The organism is Nocardia aegles, from assembly GCF_052545135.1.
In genome coordinates this window covers 55,910-81,115 of the sequence record NZ_JBQWRI010000007.1, presented here as the reverse complement: position 1 = coordinate 81,115, position 25,206 = coordinate 55,910, and the positions used below count along the sequence as shown (strand labels likewise).

Genomic DNA, 25,206 nt, shown 5'->3' with positions numbered 1-25,206 from the left:
CGGTCGCGACGATCAACTGGACGGGCACCTCGATCGGACGCGGTCACCGATGGCGCAGATCGGTCCGGATATTCGCGCGGTAGAGCTTCAGGTTGTCGAGCATACCGGGCGCGCGGGCTCGGCGCCGTCTCCACCAGCATGGGATCCAGGTCGTCGAAAATTCCGAGGAAACGTGGCCGGCGGCCGGACAACACCCGCTGGGAACGGGCCGACCGAGGTGGTGATGGTCATCGAGATTCTCTGGACGGACGCTGTCGATCCGACGCCGCAGACAGGCCTTCGATGCGACGTCGAAGCGTTCCGTTCCACGTGAAACGCCGCTTGCGAATAACGTAATACCCAGTATCAGATACTGCCCACTGTGCTCATCCGTAGGTGTCGCGCGGTCCGCGACCTTTGATATGACGCTCACCCTTGCGCCAACTCGGCGCGGCGGGTCCCGATATCTTCAGCGAGGTGACCACGCCCTGCCCGACCGCGGCGTTGATCTTCGCGAGGATCTGGCTTTGCAGCATCCGCAGCTGAGTCGCCCATGCGGTCGACTCGGCCGAGATACTCAACACGCCGTCTTTCAAGGTGACCGGTGTGGCGTGCGCCGCAATGTCCTCGCCGACCACTCCCGCCCAGCGACCGAAGACCATGCCCTCGGCCACCTTGCCCGACCAGCCGCGGCTCCGCGCGAGGGAGCCGGCAAGCTTGGACAACAGCTGTGGATCGCGGTCGTCCGGGCCCGCGCCCGACCATCCGGTACGCCTTCGGGCACCCGTCCGCAGCCTGCGCTGGGGGGAAGAACGGCCCTGACCGACGGATTTCCCACTCGCCCGTGCCGCGGCACGCGCTTCCTCCAGAGCACGGCGGGCCAGGTCGATTCCGCGCAGTTCGGGTTCCGGTCCTGCGGATTCGCGCTCCGCGGACTGATCGCTCATCGCCCTCGTTCCTCCGCGTCCACTGGGTTGTCCCCAGCTTCGATCAAGTTATCCCCAGCCAGTGCTAGAGGTTGCCAGCACCGAGAATCATGCCCAATGCCCGCTGCGGTCAGTCGGCCGAATGTTCTGTTGCAGGCCCAAAACAGCCTCTTTCCGGCGAAGTCGGATGACTTGCTCAGCTATTGCTGAACCGATTTCGGAGAAGCGGGCACTCGTGACCGGACGAGTTTTCCACAGGTGTTGGGGAATCGGACTCAGCTGCCGAGAACTCGATCGGCGTTCCCGACGACAGGTCACTGTAGTGGACCGCGGGATGGATGGCGATCCTGTCGATCACCGCCGCCCGATCGGTCCTCGGCCAGGATCCGCGAGACGCGGCCGTCGGGACCGCCGGCGGTCTCGACGCGCAGCGGCACGGCGGCGAGTTCGGCGGGCACGTCCTCCGGCACCGCCGCCGTGATCAACACTTGTTCCGCGCCCGCGGCAACGGCCGCCAGCGCGGCGCGGCGTCGCCGGTCGAGCTCGGCGAACACATCGTCGAGCAGCAGTACCGGTTCGGCGCCGGTGGCACGAAGCAGTTCGAACGCGCCCAAGCGCAAAGCCAATGCGAACGACCAGGACTCACCGTGACTGGCGAATCCCTTCGCGGGCGAATCGCCCAGTACCAGGTCCAGTTCGTCGCGATGCGGACCGACCAGGCAGACACCGCGTTCGAGTTCCCTCGGTCGGGCGGCGAGGAGTTCACGCAACACGATCGCCTCGAGCTCCTCGGTATCCTCCGGGCGCGGTGGCCGATCCGGATCGAGGAACTCCGGGGGCAGCGCGGCGCTGCGATAGGCGATCGATGCGGGCCGCGACTCAGGGGCGATCGATGCATAGGACTGGGCGAGATAGGGCGCGAGATCGTGCACCAACCGCAGCCGTTGGGCGAGCAGGACGGACGCATGCGCGGCCAGGTGTCCGTCCCACACGTCCAGAGTGCTCAGGTCTGCCTTCGACCTGGCTTGCCGTCCAGCTGTTTTCAACAGCGCCGAGCGCTGGCGCAGCACCCGGTCGTAGTCGCCGCGGACCGCGGCCAACCTGGGTAGCCGAGTTGTGCACAACTCGTCCATGAATCGTCGGCGTTCCCCCGGGTCGCCGCGCACCAGAGCGAGATCCTCCGGAGCGAACAACACCGTTTGCAGAATCCCCAGAATTTCCCGGGGGCGCCGGACTGGTGAGCGGTTGATCTGCGCGCGGTTCGCACTGCCCTGATTCAGCTCGACATCAATACGCAGTTCCCGGCCGGTATTGACCACCGTGGCGCCGATCCGGGCACGATCGGTGCCGGTCCGGATCAACGGAGCTTCCGTGGCGACCCGATGCGACCCGAGCGTGGCCAGGTAGCCGATCGCTTCCAACAGATTCGTCTTACCGTTGCCGTTCGATCCCAAGAAAACGGTTCGACCTGGGGATAATTCCAGTTCCGCATGCTCCCACGAGCGGAAGTCGCGCAGTGACAGAGCTCGGACGAACATCCGCTATCGCGCCCCTGCCTGCGTCGCAGCGGACATTTCCGCCGGTGGACGCATTGCCGCCGCGCCACACGCAGACCATGCGCCGGGCCACGCCGCTGTGGAACACCTGTGGATAAAGTGCGATCCCAGCCGCGCGGAAACCGATTTCTCCGACGTCGCTGGGAAGTTTCCAGCGCCGTCATCGCTCCCCCGCGCTGGATCGCGTGGAGCGGACCCGCCGGAAACCAGGTCGTGCACGGGCGATCAGCCCGGGAGCCGGACCGGCATCAGCAGATAGGTGTACGGGCTCGACAGCGCCGCGAACGTCCCCGAGTCGAGCACCTCCGGCTCGTCCTCGGACGCGGGCAGCAGCACGGCGGGCCTGCTCGGCGTGGTGAAGCCGAAGGTGACCCGGTCGGCGTGCAGCGCGTTCAGGCCGTCGACGAGATAACCCGGGTTGAACGCGATGGTCAGGGATTCGCCGCGGAAATCCGCCTCCAGCCACTCCTCGGCCCGGCCCGCGTCGTCGCCGCCCGCGGACAGCAGCAGGCCGTCGGCGGAGAACTCCAGCCGCACCTGCGCGCCGCGTTCGGCGACCAGCGCGACGCGCTTGATGGCGTCGGTGAGCGCGGCGACAGCCAGGGTGGCGATCGAGGTGTGCTCCTTGGGGAGCAACTGGCGGAACTTGGGGAATTCCGCGTCCAGCAGGCGGGTGGTGGTCCGGCGGCCCGCGTTCACGATGCCGAGCAGGCCGTCCGACCCCGCGCCGGTGCCCAAGGACAGCTGAACGGGCGCGTCGGAGGGCCCGAGTGTCTTGGCGGCCTCCGACAGCGTCCTCGCCGGAATGAGCACCGAAGTCTCGATATCGGCACGCGTGGGCTGCCATTCGATGTGCCGGACGGCGAGGCGGAACCGGTCGGTCGCCGCGAGCACGACCTGCGATCCCTCGATCTCCACTCGGATGCCGGTCAGCATGGGCAAGGTGTCGTCGCGGCCTGCGGCGACGGCGACCTGGCCGACCGCCTCGGCGAAGACATCCACACTCAGTGCACCGGTCTGTTGAGGCACCTCGGGCAGCTGGGGATAATCCTCCACCGGCATGGTCGGCAGGGAGAACTTCGCGCTGCCACAGGTGATCAGCACGCGGGTGCCGTCGACGGAGACGTCGACGGGCTTGTTGGACAGCGCCTTGGTGATGTCGGCGAGCAGACGACCGGAGACCAGCACCTGGCCGGGGCCCGCGACCTCGGCCGCGACTCGCACCTGCGCGGACACCTCGTAGTCGAAGCCGGAGACGGTCAGCCCGTCCTCGTCGGCGACCAGCAGCACACCGCCGAGTACCGGAACCGGCGGCCGGGACGGAAGACTGCGCGCCACCCAGGCGACGGACTCGGCGAAATCCTCGCGGGCGACCCGAAACTTCATGCTTGCAAGCTCCATCGCCCGATCTGTCCTCTCCCGGTTCCGTGATCTGTTGTCGGCTCGTCAGTGTCGGTGCTCGAAAGGGTCCGGCCGAATCGGCCGCCTTCGAAGTCTGGCACAGGCGACCGACATCAAACCGTACCCGCGCGAGGGACGTGCACCTAGCCCGACCCTCCGGCACGGCGGATGGCCGAGCCCGGAGCGTATCCGCGCGGACCGGCGACGGGAAATCGAGTCCGGCGTGCCGCGGGCGCGTGCCGCGTACGGCGATCGGTCATCGGGACCGTGATGCGGCTTCCGGTCGGTGCTGTCGTCCGTGCGGGAAACGGGGGGCGGACGGCGAAGTGCGTCGCTCGACCGACTTTCCACACACCCTGTTTTGAAGAGAGATCTCTAATGAGAAGAACTGAAGTAGTAGTAGGCGCTGTGGATTCTGTGGACTGCGGCCGAAACCGCTGTTCAGCGGGCGTGGTGCCGTGGGGATGACCGTGGAGTGTCTCGAGGATGAACACGAGGCGTCTGTGGAGCTTCCATGGTTGTCCCGGATTCATCCTCGAGCACTCCTCGAGTTGTTCCACTGGATTCACCCGGTTGTTCACACCTGTGCACGAGATCGTGGACAGCTCGAGGAATCCTCGAGGACTCCACATGGACTCCTCGAGGAATCCACAAGGCCGGATCCGGTCCTCCCCTGGTCAGCGGGTGTGCGTAAGCATGCCTGGGGAAACTGTTGAATTCGCCCTGTGCGGAAACTCGAGGGACCCGTTGCCCCGACCTGTGCACAGATCGGTGGACAAACCAGTGGATTCCTCGAGGAGTCCACAAGGATTCCTCGAGGAATCCACAACCCAAAAAAAGCACCGCCCCAGGTCAGGGGCGGTGCTCAGGTGTGAATGCCGGTCAGCGGGAGCGCTGCTTGATCCGGGCTGTGAGTTCTTGCACCTGGTCGTAGACGCGGCGGCGTTCGGTCATCTCCTTGCGGACCTTCTTCTCCGCGTACATCACCGTGGTGTGGTCGCGGCCGAACGCCTGGCCGATCTTCGGCAGCGACAGGTCGGTCAGCTCGCGGCACAGGTACATGGCGATCTGCCTGGCCTGGGCCAGCGGACGCGCTTTACCGGGACCGGTGAGTTCTTCGAGTGTGGTGTTGAAGTACTCCGCCGTGACGGCCATGATCGTGGCCGCGTTGATCTCCAGGGCCGCGGTGTCCGGCATCAGATCGCGCAGCACCACTTCCGCCAGCGGCAGGTCCAGCGGCTGGCCGTTCAGCGAGGCGAAGGCGGTGACCCGGATCAGCGCGCCCTCCAGCTCGCGGATATTGCGCTCCACCCGGCTGGCGATCAACTCCAGCACGTCGTGCGGCACGTCGAGCCGGTCCATCCGCGCCTTCTTGCGCAGGATGGCGATGCGCGTTTCCAGCTCCGGCGGCTGTACGTCGGTGATCAGCCCCCATTCGAATCGCGTCCGCAACCGCTCTTCCAGGGTGGCCAACTGCTTGGGGGGACGATCGGAGGAGACGACGATCTGCTTGTTCGCGTTGTGCAGGGTGTTGAAGGTGTGGAAGAACTCCTCTTGGATGCCTTCCTTGCCCTCGATGAACTGGATGTCGTCGACCAGCAGGATGTCGGTCTCGCGGTAGCGGCGCTTGAACGCGACCTTGCGGTCGTCGCGCAGACTGTTGATGAAGTCGTTGGTGAACTCTTCGGTGGACACGTACTTGACCCGCATCCCGGGGAAGAGACGCTGTGCGTAATGGCCGGCCGCGTGCAACAAATGCGTCTTGCCCAATCCCGAAGCACCCCAGACGAACAAGGGGTTGTAAGCGCGGGCTGGGGCTTCGGCGATGGCGACGGCCGCGGCATGCGCGAAGCGGTTGGACGCGCCGATGACGAAGGTCTCGAAGGTGTACTTCGCGTTCAGACTGGCCGACGACGTCGACGGAGCGGGCGATTCCTGTGACTTGGCGAAGTAGGTGGGCCACGAGTTGCGGACGTTCACCACGGGCTCGTCGTCCTGATCGCCACGCGGGTCACCCACCGGCTCACGCACCGGCTCGTGCGCCAAGCCCGTGTCGTCGTCGGCGGTCTCGCGCATCGCCGAACGCAGCGGGCCGCGCACCCCACCCGGCGACGGCTCGGGGTTGAACAGCGACTCCTGTCCCGGCGGGATGCCAGGTTCCCGCCGCGGCGGAAGTCCGGGTTCACGTCGCGGCGCGGCGTCCGGCCCGGCCATCATGGGCAGCTCGGCTGTCGTGGCGTACTCGCCACGCGGCGGATAGTCGGCGTGGGCGTACTCCGGCCGGCGGTACTCCTGCGGCGGGGCGAAGTCCTGACCGTATTCGGAGCCCGGGTATTCGGAGTCCTCGTTGTACGCGGATGCCGCGGGGAAATCGGTCGGCTGTGCGTAACGCGGCCCCGGGTAGGCATCGCGACCGGGAAACTCCGAACCCGGATAGGTGGCGGGAGCGCGGCCATCGCGGGTGCGCTCGGGCCTGCTCGTCATCCGCGCGTGCCGCGGCGTGTTGCTCTGCCGATCGACGGTCGGGGTGGTGGGGGCAGCGATGCGAACGCCGAGTCCTTCCACCTGAGGGCCGAGCCGGCGGCCGAGGGAACGGAGGATGGGCTCGCGCAGATCGCGCTCGATGGCCTCCTGGGCCAGCGATGAGGGCACCGAGAGCAGCGCGAACCCCTGTGCGACCGTCAGCGGCTTGACCAGCTTCAGCCAGGCCTGCTGTGCTCGGGTCACCGGAGGAATAGCGCCGTCGGGCGACCCGGTGGTCAGCTCGGTGACAACCTCGGGCCACACCGTGGCCAGCACGTTCTGCTCGTCGTCCATGCAGTTCCTCCCCGGAGTAGGTCGATAGGAGCAGACGGCCGGGGCACGCGTGGGGTGCGATGCTCGGGATCGGTCCCGTGATCCTGCGTACGTCCGTAACCGGTTCGGACGCTGTCCGGGTCCCCCATCTGGACAGCGGCGTGGCACCGTCGGCCCTACGAATATGCCACTCCAGGGTTCTTTCCACACAATTATCCACAGATGTGGAGAACCCTGGGGAACTGTGGAACGCGCGCACGCGCGGGAGCAGCGACGCCACGACCTGCGGATCTACAGCAATCGCCTGGCTAAGTACCTTAGTGGCGCTGGGTGCGGGATGGCCAGGGGTGTGGACGAACTCACGGTCATTGTCAGAATGCCTGACTCCACAAGCCGGATACCGCCTGGTCACCGGAGGCGGCCGAATGGGCTGGGGCGAGTTTGACCCGTCCGTTGCCGATCAGTACCCTCGTACAGTCACCCCTTGGTGCGGTGGCGGTCTTGTGCTGACCGCGTTTAGGTCGATGATCGACCGACTGTGCGCCAGGACCGACGCGCGCCGATGATGACCAGACCTGCGATTCATTCGCGCAACATACGTATCACCGACAAGCTTCGGGCACTACCTGGTGCCCGCCTACTCGAGGAGTGTTGACCGTGGCCAAGGGCAAGCGGACGTTCCAGCCGAACAACCGTCGTCGGGCGCGGGTTCACGGCTTCCGCCTCCGGATGCGCACCCGTGCGGGCCGCGCCATCGTCTCGGCGCGGCGCCGTAAGGGCCGCGCTTCCCTCACTGCCTGATTCTCGCTCTCGGACGCTCGGGTGTTGCCTGAGCCGTATCGGTTGCATCATCGTGCCGACTTCTCCCGGACGGTGCGCCGCGGCCAGCGAATCGGGAGGCGTGATCTGGTCGTACATGCGCTCGCGCACGGGTATGACGGAGTCGTGGGCGCGAATGGACGACACGATCAGATCCCGGATGACGCGCTGGTCCGCGTGGGCGGACCACGCTTCGGGTTGATCGTCAGCAAGGCGGTGGGCAACGCGGTGATTCGACATCGCGTCGCCCGCCGCCTGCGTCATATGTGCGCCCAGGTGGTCGACGAATTGCCCGCCGAGACCGATGTCGTCATCCGTGCGCTTCCAGGTGCCGCAACCGCGTCGTCGGACGACCTGCTGCGCCAGCTGCGCACTGCACTGCGTAAGCTCGGGGTCGGCTCTCAGGCGGATATGTCGACGGGCGGCCCGGCATGAGTCTCCGGGCGAAAATCGCCGGACTGCCCGCGAACGTGCTGATCTTTTCGATCGAGCTGTATCGGACCTACGTCTCCCCCACCCGCATGCCGGTGTGCCGATTCACCCCGACCTGTAGTGAGTACGCGGTGACCGCACTGCGCACTCGGGGCGTGTTCATGGGGCTCTTACTGACGGTCGTGCGCTTGGCCAAATGCGCGCCCTGGCACCCTGGTGGGTGGGACCCCGTTCCGGAGCGGAAGCGGAACACGCATCGCGCCGAGCCGGCGGACGGGGCAGCGACCGACGCGACGTCGCAGGAAACAAGCCTGCCCGCCGGACCGCGGTCGGAGCCGAAAGCTTGTAAAGGATCGCCGTACGCGGTGATCGGCGACACGAACGACGGGAGTGCATAGAGCCGTGCTCGACTTCATTTATTACCCGGTGTCCTGGATCCTCTGGTTCTGGCATCGGGTCTTCGGGTTCGCGTTCGGCGCGGACAACGGTCTCACCTGGGCGCTGGCCGTGGTGTTCCTGGTGTTCACCTTGCGTCTGGTGCTCTACAAGCCGTTCGTCAAGCAGGTGCGCACCACCAAGCAGATGCAGGAACTGCAGCCGCAGATCAAAGAGCTGCAGAAGAAGTACAAGAACGACCGCCAGAAGATGGCGCTCGAAATGCAGAAGCTCCAGAAGGACCATGGCTTCAACCCGCTGATGGGTTGCCTGCCGATCCTCGCCCAGGTTCCGGTGTTCCTCGGGCTCTTCCATGTGCTGCGCTCGTTCAACCGGACCGGGCACGGTATCGGCCAGCTGGGCATGACGCCGGAGCAGAACGCCAATACCGCCAACTACGTCTTCAGCGCGACCGATGTGCAGTCCTTCCTGAGCGCTCGCATCTTCGGCGCGCCGATTTCGGCATTCATCACCATTCCGACTCCCCAGTTGCAGGCCTTCGCCGACTACGGTGGTGTGCCGTCCAAGCTGAGCATCGCGCTCGTCGCGATCCCTTTGATGGTCATCGCAGGCGTGGCGACGCACTTCAACGCCCGCGCGTCGGTCGCGCGGCAGACGCCGGAAGCAGCGGCCAACCCCCAGGCCGCGATGATGAACAAGCTCGCGCTGTGGGTGTTCCCGCTCGGTGTACTCGTCGGTGGCCCCTTCCTGCCGATCGCCATCCTGCTGTACTGGGTCTCCAACAACATCTGGACCTACGGGCAGCAGCACCTCGTGTTCGGTCGCATGGCGAAAGAAGAAGAAGCCAAGAAACAGGCCAAGCTGGAGCAGCGCGCGCAGAACGCGCCCAAGCCCGGCGCCAAACCGGTCAACGTGAAGAAGAAGCCGGCCCCCGCCGCTGCTGCTGATACCGAGTCGGACGAGGACACCTCTGTCGCGTCGACGAACGGCACCGCCAAGCCGCCGAAGCAGTCGGCGGGCCGACAGCGTCCGGCGGGGCAGAAACGGCCGGGCAACCGGGGCAGGGCGAACCAGAAGCGCAAGCGCTGATCACCATCGGTGGGTTGAGCCGCCCACCTTGATCGCTGAGCAACCCCTTGATCGCGAATACCGCCCGGCGGCGATTGCCCGGCGCGCGCGATGAGCAGATGAAGGAAATCAAATGACTGTTGAGACCGACGGAGGGGACGCCACCGTGGCGACGACGACGGCGAACGCCGGAGCGGAGACCGGCGATGTCGCGAGTGATGCCGAGGAAGCGCTCATCGAGGAAGGCGAGATCGCGGGCGACTATCTCGAACAGTTGCTCGACGTATTGGACTTCGACGGCGACATCGATCTCGACGTGGAAGGTGATCGCGCCGTGGTGAGCATCGACGGCGGACGTGACCTGACGAAGCTCGTCGGGCGAAACGGCGAGGTACTCGACGCGTTGCAAGAGCTGACTCGGCTCGCCGTTCAGCAGGCGACCGGAGTTCGCAGCCGGCTGATGCTGGACGTGGCGGGTTGGCGGGCCAAGCGGCGATCCGAGCTGAGCGAGCTCGGCGCCGCCGCGGCACAGCGAGTGCTGGACTCCGGCGAGCCGGAGTCGCTTGCACCCATGACCCCGTTCGAGCGCAAGATCGTGCACGACGCGGTGGCGGCCGTCGCAGGCGTGAGCAGCGAAAGCGAAGGCGTCGAACCGAACCGGCACGTGGTGGTCGTTCCCAGCTGAGGCGCGGGCAGCTCCCTAGAGCGGGCGGCATGTTTCGCGGCCCGGACGGGTAGTGGTTGGATAGGGCCTCTGGTCTGTGGACCGGGGGCCTTGTTCGTGTCCGGAGCCCGATTGCTCGCTCGTCGATCGACCCGAGTTCGGAAGGATGTTTCACGTGGAACGAGATCTCGGTGGAACCACCGCGGGAGCCACGGAGTTGGAGCCATCCGCGGCGGCGGCCACCATCTTCGGCGACCGACTCGATCTCGCGCGTCGGTATTGCACCGCCCTGGCTACCGCGGGCGTCGAGCGCGGGCTGATCGGCCCGCGTGAGGTACCCCGCCTCTGGGATCGCCACATCCTGAACTGCGCGGTGCTCGGCGAGTTGATCGCCGAGGGTGCGTCCGTGGTCGATATCGGCAGCGGCGCGGGACTGCCCGGCATCCCGCTCGCGATCGCGCGGCCGGACCTCCGGATCACTCTCGTCGAACCCCTGCTACGCCGAACCATCTTCCTGAGCGAGTTCATCGAATCGGTCGGGCTGGACATAACCGTGGTGCGCGGGCGCGCGGAACAGTCCGGCGTGATGAAGGAAGCCGGCGGCGCGGACGTGGTCACGTCCCGCGCGGTTGCCCCACTCGGAAAACTCGCCCAGTGGTCCTTTCCCCTCCTCCGCGACCATGGGCACATGCTTGCGCTCAAAGGCGCGAGCGCGGCCGAGGAGCTCGAACGCGACGGCGACGCACTGGTGAAGGCCGGAGCAGGTAATGCGGTCGTGCTCGAATGCGGCGTCGGCCTGGTGTCGACACCCACGATGGTGATCAGCGCAGAGCGCCTCCCCCGCACCGAGCGTGCCACCCGGCGGCGTGCCGAGCGCGCAGTCGAGCGTGGCGGGAAGGCGGTTCGCACCGCGACGACGGAGCGTGCGCGCAAGCGTGCGGCACGCAAGGCCAAGTAGAAGCTTCGATTACGAAGGATCGACGCTCGACCTCGAACCTGGGCTCGATTCGTCACTCTGACGGAATGGTCGCCGGTTGAGCGGCAGGGAGTTGTAGCTGCGCGCGAATTCGGGGTGTTCCTATGGTTTTCGTCAAGTTGTGGCGGCGGGTGGATCCGCTCTGTCCGTGATCGTCGGATCCGTTGGTTTCGGGTGGCGATTCGAGCGGTGGGAGGCTGGCGAATGCACTGGGTGATCGGAGTGGCGGGGCTTGTCGTGGCAGTGGTCGTGATCGATCGGATCGCGGTGGTGGGCGGAGCGTCGGGGCTGGATCTATTGGCGTCATGGGCCCAAGACCGCTGGAGTCGGTTCGGGCATGCTCGGTCAGGTGGAGTCGCTGCTTTCTCCGTCCTATCGGCATGTCGTCGAGGAAACCCGGTCCAGGCAGATGGTCCGGCTTTTGGCCGCCAGTCCCGAGTCGCGGATGGATCAGGCGGCCGTGGGTGATCGCCGAGCGGTCGGGGAGATCATCCAGATCGTGCACCCGGTGGTGCTGCGTACGCTTCCGAGTAAGTCGCTTGGACGACTCAGCGGATGATCTACTTGCACCTGGTTCGATTCCCTCCGGTACTCGGGCGCGGCGGGGACTTCATCGATGGGTCCCACATTTCGAACCCGGTGTGGCTGCTCGGTGGCTGAAGTCGAGAGTCAGGGCTTCCGTCTGCTGTTGCTTCGAAAGGGAATTGCGACTGGCGCCCTGCGAGCGAAGGCGTGCGGAGCGGTCCGCGTGGTGAAGGATCGGATCAAGCCCATCGTGCCGGCATGCGACAGGTCATCGCGTTAGCCGCCCGTATGCATGCCCGGGGTGCACTTCGAGAGGCACTCCAAGCAGTCCCGTGATTGACGCAGAGGCATGCTCGTGGAACTCCCGGCTCGGCTCATCCATCCGCGGACACATTGCTGCCGATGTTTCACGTGAATCCAAGCCGCGGGAGTCCGAGCGGAGAGCGGCGGTCACGGATTTGCTATCGCGTGGCGGTCCAGATTGCCGAGCGGCGAATGTTTCACGTGAATCAAAGTGCCCTAGAGCGACTCCGTCTCGGGACTCGTAGCCGTCTGTTCACGGTGCGAGCTGTCGCCCGCCGGATGTTTCACGTGAATCGGTATCTCCCGCCGCTGGATCTAGTCGGACTTGCGTAGAAGGAGTCCTCGCGAACTCCGCATACGGTCGGGTTGGGACGGTGTGATCGCAGAGATCTGCGACAGAGTTTCAGGGCGGGCAGCAGTCGGTGCGAAGCCGCCGTACCGTGATGTTGACGGGACTCCCCTCGTGGCCATCGGACCGTAGTGGCGCCAAGAGCGCTCAGCTGCCGCACGGCTATGCCAGGCCAAGGAGCCGGCCGGAGTGTCTGAATCGCGCCGGGTCGAACCGTCACTGCGAGTAGCAATCCGCGATCCGGCTGCGGCACGCCTGCCTGCCGGCCGACGGGCAATGTTTCATGTGAAACCGCACGCGCGCTGAGAGCGGTGGATCGCTGGGGCGTGATCGCTGTGAAGTCATAGTGGCGTGGCGGAGCCGTCCACCGCGGAACCAGAAGGCGCTGACGGGATCAGCCTCCGAGTGGAGCTGCGGCCGGATGCGATCTGTGTGATCCTTTGTCCGCCCGTCCCTCTCGGAACGCGGCAACGTACACGCAAGGCAAGAATCCACTGCTGGGCTGTCGATCCGCGATCGAGCTCAGTTCATTTGACGTGGTGCACGGCTGTGCCGTGTGCCGGGACCAAAGAGCCGACCGGAGTGTCTGAATCGCGCCGCCGAGCCGGGGAGTTCCACGAGCATGCCTCTGCGTCAATCAGGGGACTGCATCGAGTGCCTCTCGAAGTGCACCCGGGGTCGAACCGTCACTGCGAGTAGCAATCCGCGATCCGGCTGCGATACGCCTGCCGCCGTATCGCCTGCCGACGGCAATGTTTCATGTGAAACCGCACGCGTGTCGAGGCAAATTCGTGCGGATTTTGCGTGTCGCTGTGCGCCTCGCCGCGATTCAGCTTTCTTAAACCGCTCAGTGCTGGCAAGCTAGTGTGCGTCGGGCGTGAGCGTAGGTGCCACGAGGGATCTGGTTGTCACTGCGGCGAGCAGCTCCGCTCGGTCGATCGGGCGCCGCGAAGCCGGTTGTGCATCGCGCTCGAACCGACAAAGGCTGTTGCAGAAACGACGCCGACCCGTCGCGCGCACGTGTTCTGAAGTTTCTCGGGTTAGGAGCTGTCTATGTCGAGCGGTCCGGCGAATGTTTCACGGGAAACAACGTCGCGCGTGCCGGGGATGCTGGACTCCAGCAATTTCGAGACGGAGGCATTCGGAAGTACACCATTCGGGCACATCTCTCCCAGTGAGACCCCGATAGCCGCCGAAGCGCAACGTGCAAGTCAGGTCCTCCATCCAGGAAAGGTGACTGTGCCGAAACCGCACGAGCAACGGATCATCACGATCGCCAATCAGAAAGGCGGCGTCGGGAAGACGACCACCGCCGTGAATCTGGCGGCCGCCCTGGCGCATCAGGGGATGACGGTGCTCGTGATCGACCTCGATCCACAGGGCAACGCCAGCACCGCCCTCGGTATCGAGCACCATTCGGGTGTCCCCTCGAGCTACGAACTGCTCATCGGCGAGGTATCGGTCAAGGACGCCATCAAAGCGAGTCCACACAACGAGCGCCTCTTGTGCATCCCCGCGACGATCGATCTGGCGGGCGCCGAGATCGAGCTCGTGTCGATGGTGGCCAGGGAGGGGCGCCTGAAAGCCGCTATCCAAGAGGCGAATATCGCCGGATACGACATCGATTACGTGATGATCGACTGCCCGCCTTCCTTGGGGCTGCTGACGGTCAATGCGCTCGTCGCGGCGAAGGAGGTGCTGATTCCGATCCAGTGCGAGTACTACGCCTTGGAGGGAGTCGGTCAGCTGCTTCGCAATATCGGTTTGGTGCAGGCGCATCTGAACCCCGAACTGCACGTCTCGACCGTGATTCTCACTATGTACGACGGGCGAACCAAACTGGCCGACCAGGTCGCCGAAGAGGTCCGTGGGCACTTCGGCGATGTCGTGCTGCGGTCGGTGATTCCACGCAGTGTGAAGGTGTCGGAGGCGCCCGGCTACGGCATGACGGTGCTCGATTATGATCCAGGCTCCCGGGGCGCGATGAGCTACCTGGACGCCGGACGTGAGATGGCGGCCCGCGCGATGGTCCCGCGCGTCGCCGCGAAGACGGCGGAGTGACTCGGCCGGCCGGGCCGACGCTCGGCACAGTCCGGTTTGGTAGCGGAACGAGGAAGGGGTCGGTAGACCGATGAGTCAGGCGAAGAAGGGTGGGCTCGGGCGTGGCCTCGCCGCGCTGATCCCGACGACACCGACGACACCGACGGCAGCACCGGGACTCAGCAGTGCTGCGGCGAGTGTCATCGGTCTGGATCCCGTCGGACAGCAGCCTCCCTCGACCTACCTGCATCGCGTGCCGGATCCTGCCGACAACGCCGAACTGGAGGCCGGCGGCGCCGTCTATCGGGAGATCCCGCCGGATCAGATCGAGCCGAACCCGAAGCAGCCGCGCACGGTCTTCGAAGAAGACGCACTGGCCGAGCTGGTGCATTCGATTCGCGAATTCGGTTTGATGCAGCCCATCGTGGTGCGCAGGACCGAACCGGGTGTGGACCGCTACCAGCTGGTCATGGGCGAGCGGCGCTGGCGGGCTTGCCAGGAGGCAGGGCTGGCCGCGATTCCCGCGATCGTCCGGGAGACCGCGGACGAGTCCATGCTGCGCGACGCCTTGCTGGAGAACATCCACCGGGTGCAGCTGAACCCGCTCGAAGAGGCGGCGGCCTACCAGCAGTTGCTGGAGGAATTCGATGTCACCCACGAGGAATTGGCTGCCCGAATCGGCCGCTCTCGCCCCGTTGTGACGAATATGATCCGTCTACTGAAGTTGCCGATTCCGGTGCAGCGCCGGGTCGCGGCGGGCGTACTGTCCGCCGGGCACGCGCGAGCACTGCTCGGTCTCGACGCGGGTGCGGACGCTCAAGAGGTGCTCGCCACCCGGATCGTCGCCGAGGGACTCTCGGTCCGGGCTACCGAGGAAGCCGTCATGCTGGCGAACCGGGAACAGGACGCGGCCGCGCCCTCTCCGGTCGCTCGGCGCAAGCCGATCGAGATGCCAGGTCTACAGGCCGTGGCCGATCGGCTGTCCGGCTCCTTCGACACCCGGGTCCTCGTGAGCATGGGCAAGCGCAAAGGCAAGATCGTCGTCGAGTTCGGCTCGGTCGACGACCTCGAACGGATCGTCGCCCTGATGGAGCGGAACGCACCCGCAGTGTGACAGAAGTGACGAAATTGAACTTGTGGTTCAGATAGGTGCAGGGTCCCGGTCGAAACGTCACTGTGACGGCAGGGTCTCGCGCGGCCGTGGAGCGTGCGTCGCTCCCAGTGGAGCAACACAAGTTCTTCCGACAAACAGCACAGCGATATGGAATGAGGCAGGTTCCCGTTGATCGCTTATTCTTGCTGGCGAGCAAACATTGATGCGACGTGAGCGTGGATGAATCGGACAGCTGGAGGCTGAGCAGAGCGGTGTCGACCAGCGTCACAGCACTAACCCTCGGCGGACTGGAGAAGCTTCCCGCGCATGCGCGGCGTTGTGTCTTCTGGGAGATGGACCCCGCGGTGGCCGAAGACTCGCGCAACTTCAGCGATCCGGTGTTCGAGAAGGAAGCCTGGCTGTCCACGGTCATGCTGGAGTGGGGTTCCTGCGGACAGGTGGCGAACGTGGACGGCAACGTCGCCGGCTGCGCCTTGTACGCACCACCGAGCGCGGTGCCGCGCGCCACGCTCTTCCCCACCTCCCCCGTGAGCCCGGACGCGGTCCTATTGACCACGCTGCGGGCCGAATTCCCCTATCAGGATGCCGATGTCGCCCACCGCTTGATCCAGGCCGTGGTGGCCGATCTGGTGCGCCGCGGCGTGCGCGCTCTGGAGGCGTTCGGTATTCGAACCGATCCGACGACGCAGGCGCTGTCGGATCGGTCCGGCTCGATGACACTGCTCGAGCGGATCGTCGCGCCGATCAAGAATGCGAACCCGGCGGGCGCGACGACCGCATGCTCACCCGAGAGCTGCATGATCGACGCCGACTTCCTGGAAGATGTCGGCTTCGAGGTCGTGGCTCCGCATCACCGATTCCCGCGCTTGCGGTTGGAGCTGGCCTCCGACCACGGCTGGAAGGAAGACGTCGAACGGGCGCTGGATCAGCTGCTCGCGGCGGCGTCGATGACCGTGCCGACCCGCATCGGAGCGCGTTGAGCTGAACATCGAAGCGCTCCCTGCCGACCAAGCGTTGGCAGGGAGCGCTTCGACTTGCGAAAGAACGACGGCTACATCCGGTCGGCGGCGGCCAGCTCTTCGGCCAGCAGCTCCGCGAACGTGTATGTGCCGGTGGGCTGGTCGTCCTGCCCGAGCAGGTACAGCCGCTTCACCGAGATCAAAATGGCTTCGGCGATCACGTCGCGCATGCGCGGGTTGGTGAGTACCGACGCATCGTATTCGTTTGTCAGATAACCGATGTCGACTTGCACGGTAGGCATCTTGGTGAGACGCAACAGGTCCCAGGTTCGCGCGTGGGTGCGGCAGTCCTGCAAGGACGTTCGAGCAACGACCTCGCGCTGGATGAACCCGGCGAGCACCTGTCCGATCATGGACACCGAGCCGTGCGAGTTGCCGAAGTAGAACCCGGCGACGCCGTTGGCCAGCGGGCTGGGGTTGGCGGCGCAGCGCAGCGAGATCATCAGATCGGCGTCGAAGGCGTTGGACGTTTCCGCGCGCTCGGCGTCGGTGGGGTTGGCGCCCCACGGCCGGGACAGGAAGGTCTCCATGCCCGTGGCCGCCATCCGCCCCTCCAGACGGCTGGCGAGGTCCCACAGGATCTCCGACTCGTAGACGTCGCCGTACTCCGTCGGCACGGTGTAGCCCTTGTCGGGGCCGCCGAGACCCGGATCGATGACGATCCGCTTTCCGGTGAGCTGCGGTCCTGCCCGGTGCACGACCTCCTCCTCAGCGATCCGGTGGGGATTGCCCCCGGTCACCCTGGCACCGAGCAGGTCCAGCGAGCGCAGCGTGTCGGGACCGCAGATGCCGTCGGCCGACAGGCCGATCTCGCGCTGGAAAGCGGTCAGCGCGTCATGGGTGTGCGGACCGAAGTAGCCGTCGACCCGGTGCACGTAGAAGCCGAGATCCTGCAGCCTGCGCTGAAGCGTGGCCACATCGTCGCCGTACAACGGCGCGGACAGCTGGTAGATCAGCGTGCGCGCGCCGAGTCGGTAGGACGCTTCCTTCAGTGCCCGGTAGGTCGCCGGGCCGACCACACCGTCGACGAGCAAACCACGATGCTGCTGAAATGCGCGAACCGCGGAGTCGAGGTGATGATCGAAGGAGACTTCGGTGTCCTTCCAGTACTCGCGGGCGTCCGAGCTATCGATACCGACGTGCGCGTGCAGGAACCCGAGGCTTGCCAAGGTGCTCCGAACCTCTGCTACGGCTGGACCGGAATCGCCGTGACGAAGTCGGTGCATGCGTGAGAGCCCTTTCCTTCCGTCAAACCCGCGGGTACCCACTCATGCGACGGGATACACCTTCGCACGACCGGAGCGTCAGTCGATTGTCTCAGACCCGGACCGGGTTTCGACAATCCCCGGGTCCAGGCATCCTACGGCGCGTCCTCAGATGACGTCTTCGAGTTCGCGCAGAAGAGCCGCTTTGCCCTTTGCTCCGACGATCTGCTTGACCGGCTTACCGCCGCGGAACAGCATCATAGTGGGCAGCGAGAGGATCTGATAGTCGCGGGCGGTGCTCGGGTTGGCGTCCACGTCCAGCTTCGCGATGGTCAGTTTGTCGGCGTGCGCGCCCGCGATCTCCTCCAGGACGGGCGCGACCATCTTGCACGGTCCGCACCAGTCGGCCCAGAAATCGACGAGGACCGGCTTCTCACTCAGCAGCACGTCGTCGGCGAAGGACGCGTCGGTGACGGTGACCGTGTTGGCGGACTCGGACATGAATGTTCTCCTTGCGATACAGCGAGACAGAAGTGTGTGGCTCGTCCGGCGCGAGCTCAGTTGACGGCTACCGACTCACCCGCGTGGGTGAGGGTGTTCGAGGTGATGTCGCCCTGGTCTGCCAACCAGCGCTCGGCGTCGATGGCCGCCCGGCAACCCGTGCCTGCGGCGGTGATCGCCTGGCGGTAGGTGTGGTCGACGAGATCGCCCGCGGCGAAGACACCGGGGATGTCGGTCGCGGTCGTCGGGTCGTCTACCAGCACGTATCCTTCGCTGTCCAGAGCAACCTGGCCCTTGACGAGTTCGCTGCGCGGATCGTGGCCGATCGCGACGAACAGGCCGGTGGCGGCCAGCTCGGAGGTTTCGCCGGTCCGGGTGTCACGCAAGGTGAGGTGGGTGACGCTGGTCTCACCGTGCACCTCGGCCACCTCGGCGTTGAGCACGAACTTGATCTTCTCGTTCGCCTTCGCGCGTTCCAGCATGATGCGGGAGGCGCGGAACTCCTCGCGGCGGTGCACGATGGTGACGCTGGAGGCGAACTTGGTCAGGAAGGTCGCCTCTTCCATGGCGGAGTCGCCGCCGCCGACCACCACGATGTCCTGGCCCTTGAAGAAGAAGCCGTCGCAGGTGGCGCAGGCGCTGACACCGCGGCCGAGCAGCCGCTGCTCGCCGGGAACGTTCAGGTAGCGCGCGGCCGAGCCCATGGCGAGGATCACGGCGTAGGCCTGGAAGGTTTCCCCGCCTACGACGACCTTCTTGATCGGACCGGTCAGGTCGACGGCCTCTACGTCCTCGGTGCGGATGTCCGCGCCGAACCGCTTGGCCTGCTCGCGCATCTCCTCCATGAGGTCCGGGCCCATGATGCCGCCACGGAAGCCGGGGAAGTTCTCGACCTCGGTGGTGGTCATCAGCGCACCGCCGAACTGGGTCCCTTCGAATTGCAGCGGCTGGAGCTCGGCGCGGCCTGCGTAGACGGCGGCCGTGTAGCCTGCGGGGCCGGAGCCGATGATGATCAGATCGCGAACTGGCGTGCCGGTGTCGCTTTTTTGCTCGCTACGCTCGCTCATGGGGCCCTTCCGCAAAGTTTCGATCGGACGTGTCGGTCAACAACAGGGTAATGGCTGTTGTTCCCGAATCGGCGGGGTCACACCGCTCGGGTGGTCCAGATCGCAAGGTCAGCCGATGTCCTGTAGCGCTTTGCGCTGGGGATCACCTGTACCGCAACCGGTCCCGACCACGAGCGCGGTGATCTTGGGCGGCTGCGGGCCGTTGAGCAGAATGAGCACCGCGTTGCCGCCCTGGAAACGGATATCGGTGGAGCCGAGGATCGTGCGGTCCAGACCGTTCGCCCGTACACAACGCTCCAGCGCTTCCGGGCCGGCCAACGCTCCGGTGACGTTGTGACGGCCCAGCGCGCCGAGGGCCACGGTGGCCGTGAGATCCTCGCCCAAGTCTTCATTACTGGTGGTCGGCTGTGCGGTGGGCGCCGGGCCGTCACCGCCGCGCAGCGTCGAAGCCCAGACACCCGCACCGGCGACCGCGACGATCGCCGCGGCTGCCGCGGCGAACCAGCGCAACCTGCCGCGGCGACGCTCGTCCGAAGCCACCGGCGCCGATCCGGAAACTTCTGTTTCGCCGACGGATTCGCGTACCCGCGGAGGCGGAAGCTCATGAACCGTGGCGCCCTCGGGCGGCTCCAGCTCGTCGACGAACCGAGCGAGCCGGGCCGCCACGTCGTCCGGCATCGAATGGACGATGCGCTCGTCCCGGCCAAGAGCACGCAGCTCGGCACGCACGTCGTCCAGCGCGTGCAGATAGCGAACCGCTTCCGGGTCGCGCGAGACGATCGGCCACAGCTGCTTCCGCTGCGCCGGCGTTACGTTGCCGGCATGCAGGTCGGACAGCAAGTCGGGCGCGAACGGGGGCTGCGGCACGGACTCGGTAGCCATCGCACCTCCGTTGTTCGCATCGGATATCGCGGGGACCCCCTCGGCGACGGGGCCTGTCTCTGATTCGCTCAGTGGTTCGTCACTGTTAATGACGCATCCCAACTACCCCCGGTTCCCGGGATCACGCAGAAAATCCAATCGCTCTTTCAACCGCTGCCGCGCGCGAGCGCACCGGCTCTTGATCGTCCCCTCGGGCACGCCGAGCAACGCCGCCGCCTCGGCCACGCTATACCCCTCCACATCCACCGCCACCAGCGCGGTTCGCTGATCTGGAGGCAGCGAGAACAACGCCCGATCGATGACCAACGACGTCTCTACCTCGGCCATCTCGTCGCGGGTAAGCCTCGGCTCGGGCATCGACTCCGGTGACAGCGACAACGCCGGCCTGGCCTTGTTCCGCCGGATCCGGTCCAGGCACGCGTTCACCACGATCGCATGCAACCAACTGCGCACCTCCGCCTCCGCTCGGAACGAGCCGGCGGTGCGATGCGCCGACAAGAGCGCGTCCTGTAGGGAATCGGCCGCATCCTCACGCGTGTAGGAGGTGCGCAGCGCGGTCTGCCACAGGTGATCGTTGTGTCTGCGCAGCAACTCCGCGAACGCGTACCGCTCACCGGCGACATGCGCCCGCAACAACTCCACATCGGTGCGTTCACCGAGTTCGAAGGAGCGCTCGCGACACATCACCGGCTGCGACGCATCCCTGCCGAGCTCCTCGTTCACTTCGGACGACAATGCCAACCCCTTGGACAGCCCTCACGGCGGCAACGGGCATGGTTGACCATCACCGAGACTCGCAGCATCCAGGATCGAGAAACGCCAGAACCTGGGAAGCTCCCCTGCTGAGAGCGCCCGAAGATCATATCGTCCGTTATGTTTTGGCAGCAACCAACTTCGGGACGGATGCGAGCGAATACGCGACACTCGACGTCGCGCAGCACACTGCGCGCGAACGAATGGGCGGCGCAGGTGGAGCCGGGCTACGGCGCGGCGTCGAAGCGGATGTCCGCGATGGCGGTCTGGAACTGTCCTCCGGAATTCGCCAGCCCGGTGATCCAGACGAGCACGTAGCGGGCGGCCTGGTCGGCCCGTACCGGGATGTCGGTGACGCCGTCGTCCAGCCGGGCGGAACCGATCAGCTGGGTCTGATCCAGCGTCGGCGAGCCGGTGGGCGAGGTGCGGATCTCCACCGAGGTGCCCGCGCTGGGCGAGTTGATCGACACGTTCGTGAGCTTCGCGGGGGCCGGCAGCGTGGCCAGCAGACCGACCCCCTTCTTGAGCGCGGGGAACTGCTGGAAGTACTGATCGGTGCGCCACTGGGTGCCGGGGTCGTTGTCCAGCACCGCGCGGGCGTTGGCGACGCCGTCGGCGGTGCCCTCGGGCGAGAACACCGACACGCCGGTCACCGGGACCGGGGCACCGGTCGAGGTCAGGTTCGGGCCCGCGGCGGCGGGCGTCGGCGCGGGCTGGTTGTTCGTCGTCAGGCCGATATTGCGCTGCTCGTTCAGCGGCGCTTCGGAAGCGCTCGGCGCGAACACGCTGACCATCCACCAGATCACGACGCCGACCACGAGCGCGGCGAGGATGCCGAGGCCGACCATGATCCACATCATGCGCTGCGAGCGTTCGCGTTCGGCCGCGAGTAGCTCCGGATCGGCGAGCGAGTCGTCCATGTTCGCGGGAGCGCGCTGGCCGAGCCGCAGCACCGGGATGAAATCGGTCTTCTGGTCGACCACCGACGCCTGCTCCAGCACGTGCTGGACGGTTGCCGCGGTACGCACGCCCTTGTTCGACTCCAGCGAGCGCACGGCGACCGCGGAGATCTCGAACGGCACTTCGGGACGGATCTGGCGGGGTTCCACCGGAGTGCCGTCCGGGCCGAAATCGGCCGGCCGCAGTCCGCCGACGGTCGCGGCGGCGCCGCTCACACCGCCCGAGCGGATCGGCCAGCGGGCCGTGATCAGCGCGTAGAGCATCGCACCGAGACCGCGCACGTCGGACTGCGCGTCGGAATCGGACAGCGTGCCGGGGAACGCGAGCACCGCGTCACCCGATGCGCTGATGCGTACCCGGTCGGGATGGTCGATGGACAGCGATCCGCCGCCACGGTGCGCCAGCTCCGCCGCCGAGGCGAGGGCGCGGATGGCACGCGCCGCGCCGATCGGCGAAGGCACCGTCTCGGCCATCTCGCGCAGCGAACGGCCCGGCGTCCATTCCGCCACCACGATGCCGCCGGAACTGCCGCGCACGACATCGAGTACGCGGGCGAGGCCGGGTGAGTTGATCCGGCCGAGCCGTAGTGTCCGGGACAGAATCGCCTGGGGACCGTCCTGCCCGGAGTTCTCCGTCTCCTTCTGGTCGGCGTCGACGAAGGTCAGCGCGACCTCGCGATCGAGTTTGATGTCCAGCGCCTGCCAGAACTTCAGGCCGCGGGCGCCGCCGTGATCGGCCAGCAGGCGGTAACGGCCGCCTGCCACCGACGCGCCCGGAATCAACTTGGGGCCGCGCGGGATTCGCCGGGCGCCCAAGTTCTCGCCACCCATCGGCGGCATCTCCGGCGAGCCGACCGGAATCATCCCGGTGTCGTACATCGGATCGCGCGGCGGCAGCTGGTTCTCCTGCGGTTTCGCCGCGTCCTGCTCCGGTCCGGCCGTGTCCGGCTCGTTGTTCGCGTACGCGGGATCCAACGGCTCCCCCGCGGTCGGCGGTACATCGGTGGACAGTCCGCCGGACGTGGTCGCAGAAGAATCGGCGGCCGGGACGCCGCCCACCGCGTCGTCGCTCACCCTCGGTCCTCCTTCGCCCTGGTATGTCGAGGTTCCGGCGAATTCGCCACTTGTGCTTCTCTGCCGAACAGGGTACGGGAACTCCCCCATGCCAGTGCGGTCAACGGCATCGGGTCTGATCACAGGTAGCACCATCGTCTGGGCATCCATGTACGGATCGAACCGCGGGTATGCCAAGTAGGGGTCGGGCCTGCGGAGCACCTGCGTGACATAGGGATCTTCGGCCGGGCTTTCCAGGCCGAGTTCCGGCGCGGGCGGGGTCCAGCCGAGGCGTCGCGAGATGGCCACGGTGATGGCGACGATCTCCGGAATACCGGCGAGTCGCATCAAGCCGAAGGCCACCGCGAACATGACGATCGCGCTGATCGCCACCCGGATCAGTGAACCGGGCCCGCCGAAGGACGCGCTCAGCCGATCCAGGCCGAGTACCCGGTCCACGATCCACATCACCGCGCCCCCCGCGAGTGAGGCAAGGACGACACGAGTCACCGTTCGGCCTACATTGGCCATTCGGAGATCGCCCAGACTGCGGTGCAGCAGGAAACCGCCCACCACGGCGCCGACCGCGAAGCCGAGGCCGTTCGCCACACCCAGCGCGACCACCACGTGCTCGGCGTCGGTGATCATCGGGGCCAGCGCGGAGAAGATGATCTTGGCGGTGGTGATGCCCAGGATGATCCAGGTGGGGATCCACGCCTGCTCCCTGGCGTAGAACACCCGCAAGTGGATCAGCACCAGCGAGTACGGGATCAGCGCGAACGCCGACCAGCTGACCGCGAGTCCGAGACGTTCGGCGTCCGATCCGAAATTGCCGTAGCCGTAGAGCGCTTGTCCGACCTGGGGACCGGCCAGCGTGAGGAAGGTGACCACGGGGACCAGCGCGATCATGGTCAACCGGGTGGCGGCGGACAGATCGTCGACCACCGCGGGCGTGTCGTCGGCGGCGGCGTTGCGGCTCAGCCGGGGCATGATCGCGGTGAGCACCGTGACACCCAGCACGCCGTACGGCAGTTGCAGCAGCAGCCACGCGTTGTTGTAGATCGCCGGGCCCGCCGCGTCGGCGTGCGAGGAGATCCGGGTGGCGAAGACGAAGCCGGCCTGGCTGATCAGCACATACAGGATGATCGCCGCGGCCATGCCGCCGAACTGCTTCAGGCGATCGTCGATGCCCCACAGCGGGCGCAGGTCGATGCCCGCCCTTCGGATCGCCGGGATGAGGCTCACCGCCTGCACCACCACGCCGACCGTGACACCGACGCCGAGCACCAACAGCTTCGGGTCGCTCATGCGCACCGGGTCCAGCGTGATCTCCCCGGGCATCAGCACATACAGCCCGAGCACGGTGAGTACGACCAGGTTGTTCAGCACTGGTGCCCAGGCGCCGGGTTTGAACCTCTGCCGGGTGTTCAAAATCGCCGTGAGCAGCGCCGACATGCCGTAGAACAGGATCGCGGGCAGCAAGAGGAAAGACAGCGCCGTGGTCAGCGCGGTGTTGACCTGCCCGTCGTCGGACAGGAAGACGTGGGTGGTCAACACCGGCGCGGCGGCCGTGGCCAGCAGCGCGGCGATGGCCAGGACCACGAACGCCGCGGTTACCAGGCGCCGGACGAACGCCGCTCCCCGATCGGGGTCCTCCTGTTCCGCGCGCACCAGCGTCGGCACCACGATCGCGGTGAGCACCGCGCCCAGCACCAATTCCGCGATCATGTTCGGGATTTGGCTGGCGACGGTGAAGGCGCTGGCGATGGCCGGACCGAGCACGGTGAGCAGCAGCAGTTGCTTACCGAACCCGGTGATCCTGCTGATCAGTGTCGCGAAAGCGATCGATCCCGAATCGCTGAGCAGCCGGGAACTCGCGTTCTGCTTCGGCTGGTCGGCCGCCGGCGGCTCCGCGGTGCCGGTAGCGGCAGGCCACTCCCCGGTTCGTGGGCGATCCGGTTCCGGGGGTTCGTGCCGGACCGGGGTCGCCGGCCGTTGCCCCGGTGGCGGAAACTGCTGCGGCGGGGCGTAGCGCGGCGGCGGCACCCGATCGGATTCCGGCGGGACTGCCGGCATCGGTCCGGACCGAGGTGGGCGCGGCGCGGCCGGGATGGGGCCGGACTGCGGCGGCCGTGGCACCGCCGGTATGGCGCCGGACCGGGGTGGGTGCGGCGCGGCCGGGATGGGGCCGGACTGCGGCGGCCGTGGCACCGCCGGTATAGCGCCGGACTGCGGTCCGCGTGGCGCGGCCGGGGGCGCCTGCCGGGCGCCGGCGGGCGGACCAGAAGGCGTGGGCCCCGGGCGAGCGGGGCCAGGCGGAACCGGCCGGGGCCGGCCGGGACCACCCGCCGGCGGCGGAGCGGGATACTGCCGTGGATTCGGTACGGAGCCGGGGCGCGGCGGTGGCGGCATAGGAGGCCTCG

General features: G+C 66.7%; 20 protein-coding genes. 10 read left to right on the top strand and 10 right to left on the bottom strand.

The annotated features are described in order from the left end of the window. Positions 1-365: 365 nt before the first annotated feature. The 4 genes from ACT89H_RS19940 to dnaA all read right to left on the bottom strand — a co-directional run bounded on the left by ACT89H_RS19940 (position 366) and on the right by dnaA (position 6,679). A complete protein-coding gene (locus ACT89H_RS19940; RefSeq protein WP_445110133.1) occupies positions 366-926 on the bottom strand; it encodes a DUF721 family protein in 561 nt (186 codons plus the stop codon). 293 nt (positions 927-1,219) lie between these two features. Next, positions 1,220-2,443: a DNA replication/repair protein RecF gene (gene recF, locus ACT89H_RS19935; RefSeq protein ID WP_445110132.1), complete on the bottom strand. Its 1,224-nt coding sequence runs from the start codon at positions 2,441-2,443 to the stop codon at positions 1,220-1,222. Between the two features lie 243 nt (positions 2,444-2,686). Continuing rightward, entirely contained in the window at positions 2,687-3,862 is a 1,176-nt protein-coding gene (gene dnaN / locus ACT89H_RS19930; protein ID WP_445110131.1) for a DNA polymerase III subunit beta, read from the bottom strand. 882 nt (positions 3,863-4,744) lie between these two features. Then, the gene (gene dnaA, locus ACT89H_RS19925; RefSeq protein WP_445110130.1) at positions 4,745-6,679 is read right to left on the bottom strand and encodes a chromosomal replication initiator protein DnaA; all 1,935 of its coding nucleotides are present in this window, start codon (positions 6,677-6,679) and stop codon (positions 4,745-4,747) included. A gap of 636 nt (positions 6,680-7,315) precedes the next feature. Between dnaA and rpmH the strand changes: the two genes are divergently transcribed. From rpmH to ACT89H_RS19875, 10 genes are all read left to right on the top strand, one after another. Beyond that, positions 7,316-7,459, top strand: coding sequence for a 50S ribosomal protein L34 (gene rpmH, locus ACT89H_RS19920; RefSeq protein WP_006550910.1), 144 nt, complete (start codon positions 7,316-7,318; stop codon positions 7,457-7,459). Positions 7,460-7,480: 21 nt separating this feature from the next. Beyond that, positions 7,481-7,912 (top strand): ribonuclease P protein component, encoded by a 432-nt coding sequence (gene rnpA / locus ACT89H_RS19915; protein ID WP_445110129.1) that lies wholly within the window; start codon positions 7,481-7,483, stop codon positions 7,910-7,912. Beyond that, positions 7,909-8,307: a membrane protein insertion efficiency factor YidD gene (gene yidD / locus ACT89H_RS19910; protein ID WP_445110128.1), complete on the top strand. Its 399-nt coding sequence runs from the start codon at positions 7,909-7,911 to the stop codon at positions 8,305-8,307. Before rnpA ends, yidD begins: the two co-directional genes overlap by 4 nt. Before the next feature lie 4 nt (positions 8,308-8,311). Then, positions 8,312-9,394: a membrane protein insertase YidC gene (gene yidC, locus ACT89H_RS19905; protein ID WP_445110127.1), complete on the top strand. Its 1,083-nt coding sequence runs from the start codon at positions 8,312-8,314 to the stop codon at positions 9,392-9,394. A 112-nt stretch (positions 9,395-9,506) separates the two neighbouring features. Continuing rightward, positions 9,507-10,058, top strand: a complete 552-nt coding sequence (locus ACT89H_RS19900) for a Jag family protein (protein ID WP_445110126.1) — start codon at positions 9,507-9,509, stop codon at positions 10,056-10,058. Between the two features lie 145 nt (positions 10,059-10,203). Beyond that, positions 10,204-10,995, top strand: coding sequence for a 16S rRNA (guanine(527)-N(7))-methyltransferase RsmG (rsmG, locus tag ACT89H_RS19895; RefSeq protein WP_445110125.1), 792 nt, complete (start codon positions 10,204-10,206; stop codon positions 10,993-10,995). A gap of 355 nt (positions 10,996-11,350) precedes the next feature. After that, on the top strand, positions 11,351-11,572 hold the full coding sequence (locus tag ACT89H_RS19890; RefSeq protein ID WP_445110124.1) for a hypothetical protein: 222 nt from the start codon (positions 11,351-11,353) through the stop codon (positions 11,570-11,572). A gap of 1,725 nt (positions 11,573-13,297) precedes the next feature. Continuing rightward, entirely contained in the window at positions 13,298-14,251 is a 954-nt protein-coding gene (locus ACT89H_RS19885) for a ParA family protein (protein ID WP_445110372.1), read from the top strand. Positions 14,252-14,321: 70 nt separating this feature from the next. Beyond that, complete coding sequence (locus ACT89H_RS19880; RefSeq protein WP_445110123.1) at positions 14,322-15,344, top strand: ParB/RepB/Spo0J family partition protein; 1,023 nt, start codon at positions 14,322-14,324, stop codon at positions 15,342-15,344. A 251-nt stretch (positions 15,345-15,595) separates the two neighbouring features. Next, positions 15,596-16,324, top strand: a complete 729-nt coding sequence (locus tag ACT89H_RS19875) for a GNAT family N-acetyltransferase (RefSeq protein ID WP_445110371.1) — start codon at positions 15,596-15,598, stop codon at positions 16,322-16,324. Positions 16,325-16,395: 71 nt separating this feature from the next. Here ACT89H_RS19875 and ACT89H_RS19870 read toward each other — a convergent pair whose 3' ends face one another. The 6 genes from ACT89H_RS19870 to ACT89H_RS19845 form a co-directional block, all read right to left on the bottom strand. Beyond that, positions 16,396-17,589, bottom strand: coding sequence for an N-acetylmuramoyl-L-alanine amidase (locus ACT89H_RS19870; protein WP_445110122.1), 1,194 nt, complete (start codon positions 17,587-17,589; stop codon positions 16,396-16,398). 147 nt (positions 17,590-17,736) lie between these two features. Beyond that, entirely contained in the window at positions 17,737-18,069 is a 333-nt protein-coding gene (gene trxA / locus ACT89H_RS19865; protein WP_445110121.1) for a thioredoxin, read from the bottom strand. 56 nt (positions 18,070-18,125) lie between these two features. After that, the gene (gene trxB, locus ACT89H_RS19860; RefSeq protein WP_445110120.1) at positions 18,126-19,136 is read right to left on the bottom strand and encodes a thioredoxin-disulfide reductase; all 1,011 of its coding nucleotides are present in this window, start codon (positions 19,134-19,136) and stop codon (positions 18,126-18,128) included. Between the two features lie 108 nt (positions 19,137-19,244). Continuing rightward, positions 19,245-20,018, bottom strand: a complete 774-nt coding sequence (locus ACT89H_RS19855) for an RsmA family anti-sigma factor (RefSeq protein ID WP_445110119.1) — start codon at positions 20,016-20,018, stop codon at positions 19,245-19,247. Between the two features lie 102 nt (positions 20,019-20,120). Next, a complete protein-coding gene (sigM, locus tag ACT89H_RS19850) occupies positions 20,121-20,702 on the bottom strand; it encodes an RNA polymerase sigma factor SigM (protein WP_445110370.1) in 582 nt (193 codons plus the stop codon). Between the two features lie 296 nt (positions 20,703-20,998). Then, a complete protein-coding gene (locus ACT89H_RS19845) occupies positions 20,999-24,859 on the bottom strand; it encodes a murein biosynthesis integral membrane protein MurJ (RefSeq protein WP_445110118.1) in 3,861 nt (1,286 codons plus the stop codon). Positions 24,860-25,206: the final 347 nt, after the last annotated feature.

What these genes read in the sequence shown, in the direction of transcription:
- dnaN (WP_445110131.1), bottom strand. Translation starts at nt 3,862, where the DNA reads ATGGAGCTTGCAAGCATGAAGTTTCGGGTCGCCCGCGAGGATTTCGCC.
- ACT89H_RS19890 (WP_445110124.1), top strand. Translation starts at nt 11,351, where the DNA reads ATGCTCGGTCAGGTGGAGTCGCTGCTTTCTCCGTCCTATCGGCATGTC.
- yidD (WP_445110128.1), top strand. Translation starts at nt 7,909, where the DNA reads ATGAGTCTCCGGGCGAAAATCGCCGGACTGCCCGCGAACGTGCTGATC.
- dnaA (WP_445110130.1), bottom strand. Translation starts at nt 6,679, where the DNA reads ATGGACGACGAGCAGAACGTGCTGGCCACGGTGTGGCCCGAGGTTGTC.
- ACT89H_RS19845 (WP_445110118.1), bottom strand. Translation starts at nt 24,859, where the DNA reads ATGCCGGCAGTCCCGCCGGAATCCGATCGGGTGCCGCCGCCGCGCTAC.
- rsmG (WP_445110125.1), top strand. Translation starts at nt 10,204, where the DNA reads ATGTTTCACGTGGAACGAGATCTCGGTGGAACCACCGCGGGAGCCACG.
- ACT89H_RS19870 (WP_445110122.1), bottom strand. Translation starts at nt 17,589, where the DNA reads ATGCACCGACTTCGTCACGGCGATTCCGGTCCAGCCGTAGCAGAGGTT.
- recF (WP_445110132.1), bottom strand. Translation starts at nt 2,443, where the DNA reads ATGTTCGTCCGAGCTCTGTCACTGCGCGACTTCCGCTCGTGGGAGCAT.
- ACT89H_RS19940 (WP_445110133.1), bottom strand. Translation starts at nt 926, where the DNA reads ATGAGCGATCAGTCCGCGGAGCGCGAATCCGCAGGACCGGAACCCGAA.
- ACT89H_RS19855 (WP_445110119.1), bottom strand. Translation starts at nt 20,018, where the DNA reads ATGGCTACCGAGTCCGTGCCGCAGCCCCCGTTCGCGCCCGACTTGCTG.
- sigM (WP_445110370.1), bottom strand. Translation starts at nt 20,702, where the DNA reads ATGTGTCGCGAGCGCTCCTTCGAACTCGGTGAACGCACCGATGTGGAG.
- ACT89H_RS19885 (WP_445110372.1), top strand. Translation starts at nt 13,298, where the DNA reads ATGCTGGACTCCAGCAATTTCGAGACGGAGGCATTCGGAAGTACACCA.
- ACT89H_RS19880 (WP_445110123.1), top strand. Translation starts at nt 14,322, where the DNA reads ATGAGTCAGGCGAAGAAGGGTGGGCTCGGGCGTGGCCTCGCCGCGCTG.
- ACT89H_RS19900 (WP_445110126.1), top strand. Translation starts at nt 9,507, where the DNA reads ATGACTGTTGAGACCGACGGAGGGGACGCCACCGTGGCGACGACGACG.
- trxA (WP_445110121.1), bottom strand. Translation starts at nt 18,069, where the DNA reads ATGTCCGAGTCCGCCAACACGGTCACCGTCACCGACGCGTCCTTCGCC.
- trxB (WP_445110120.1), bottom strand. Translation starts at nt 19,136, where the DNA reads ATGAGCGAGCGTAGCGAGCAAAAAAGCGACACCGGCACGCCAGTTCGC.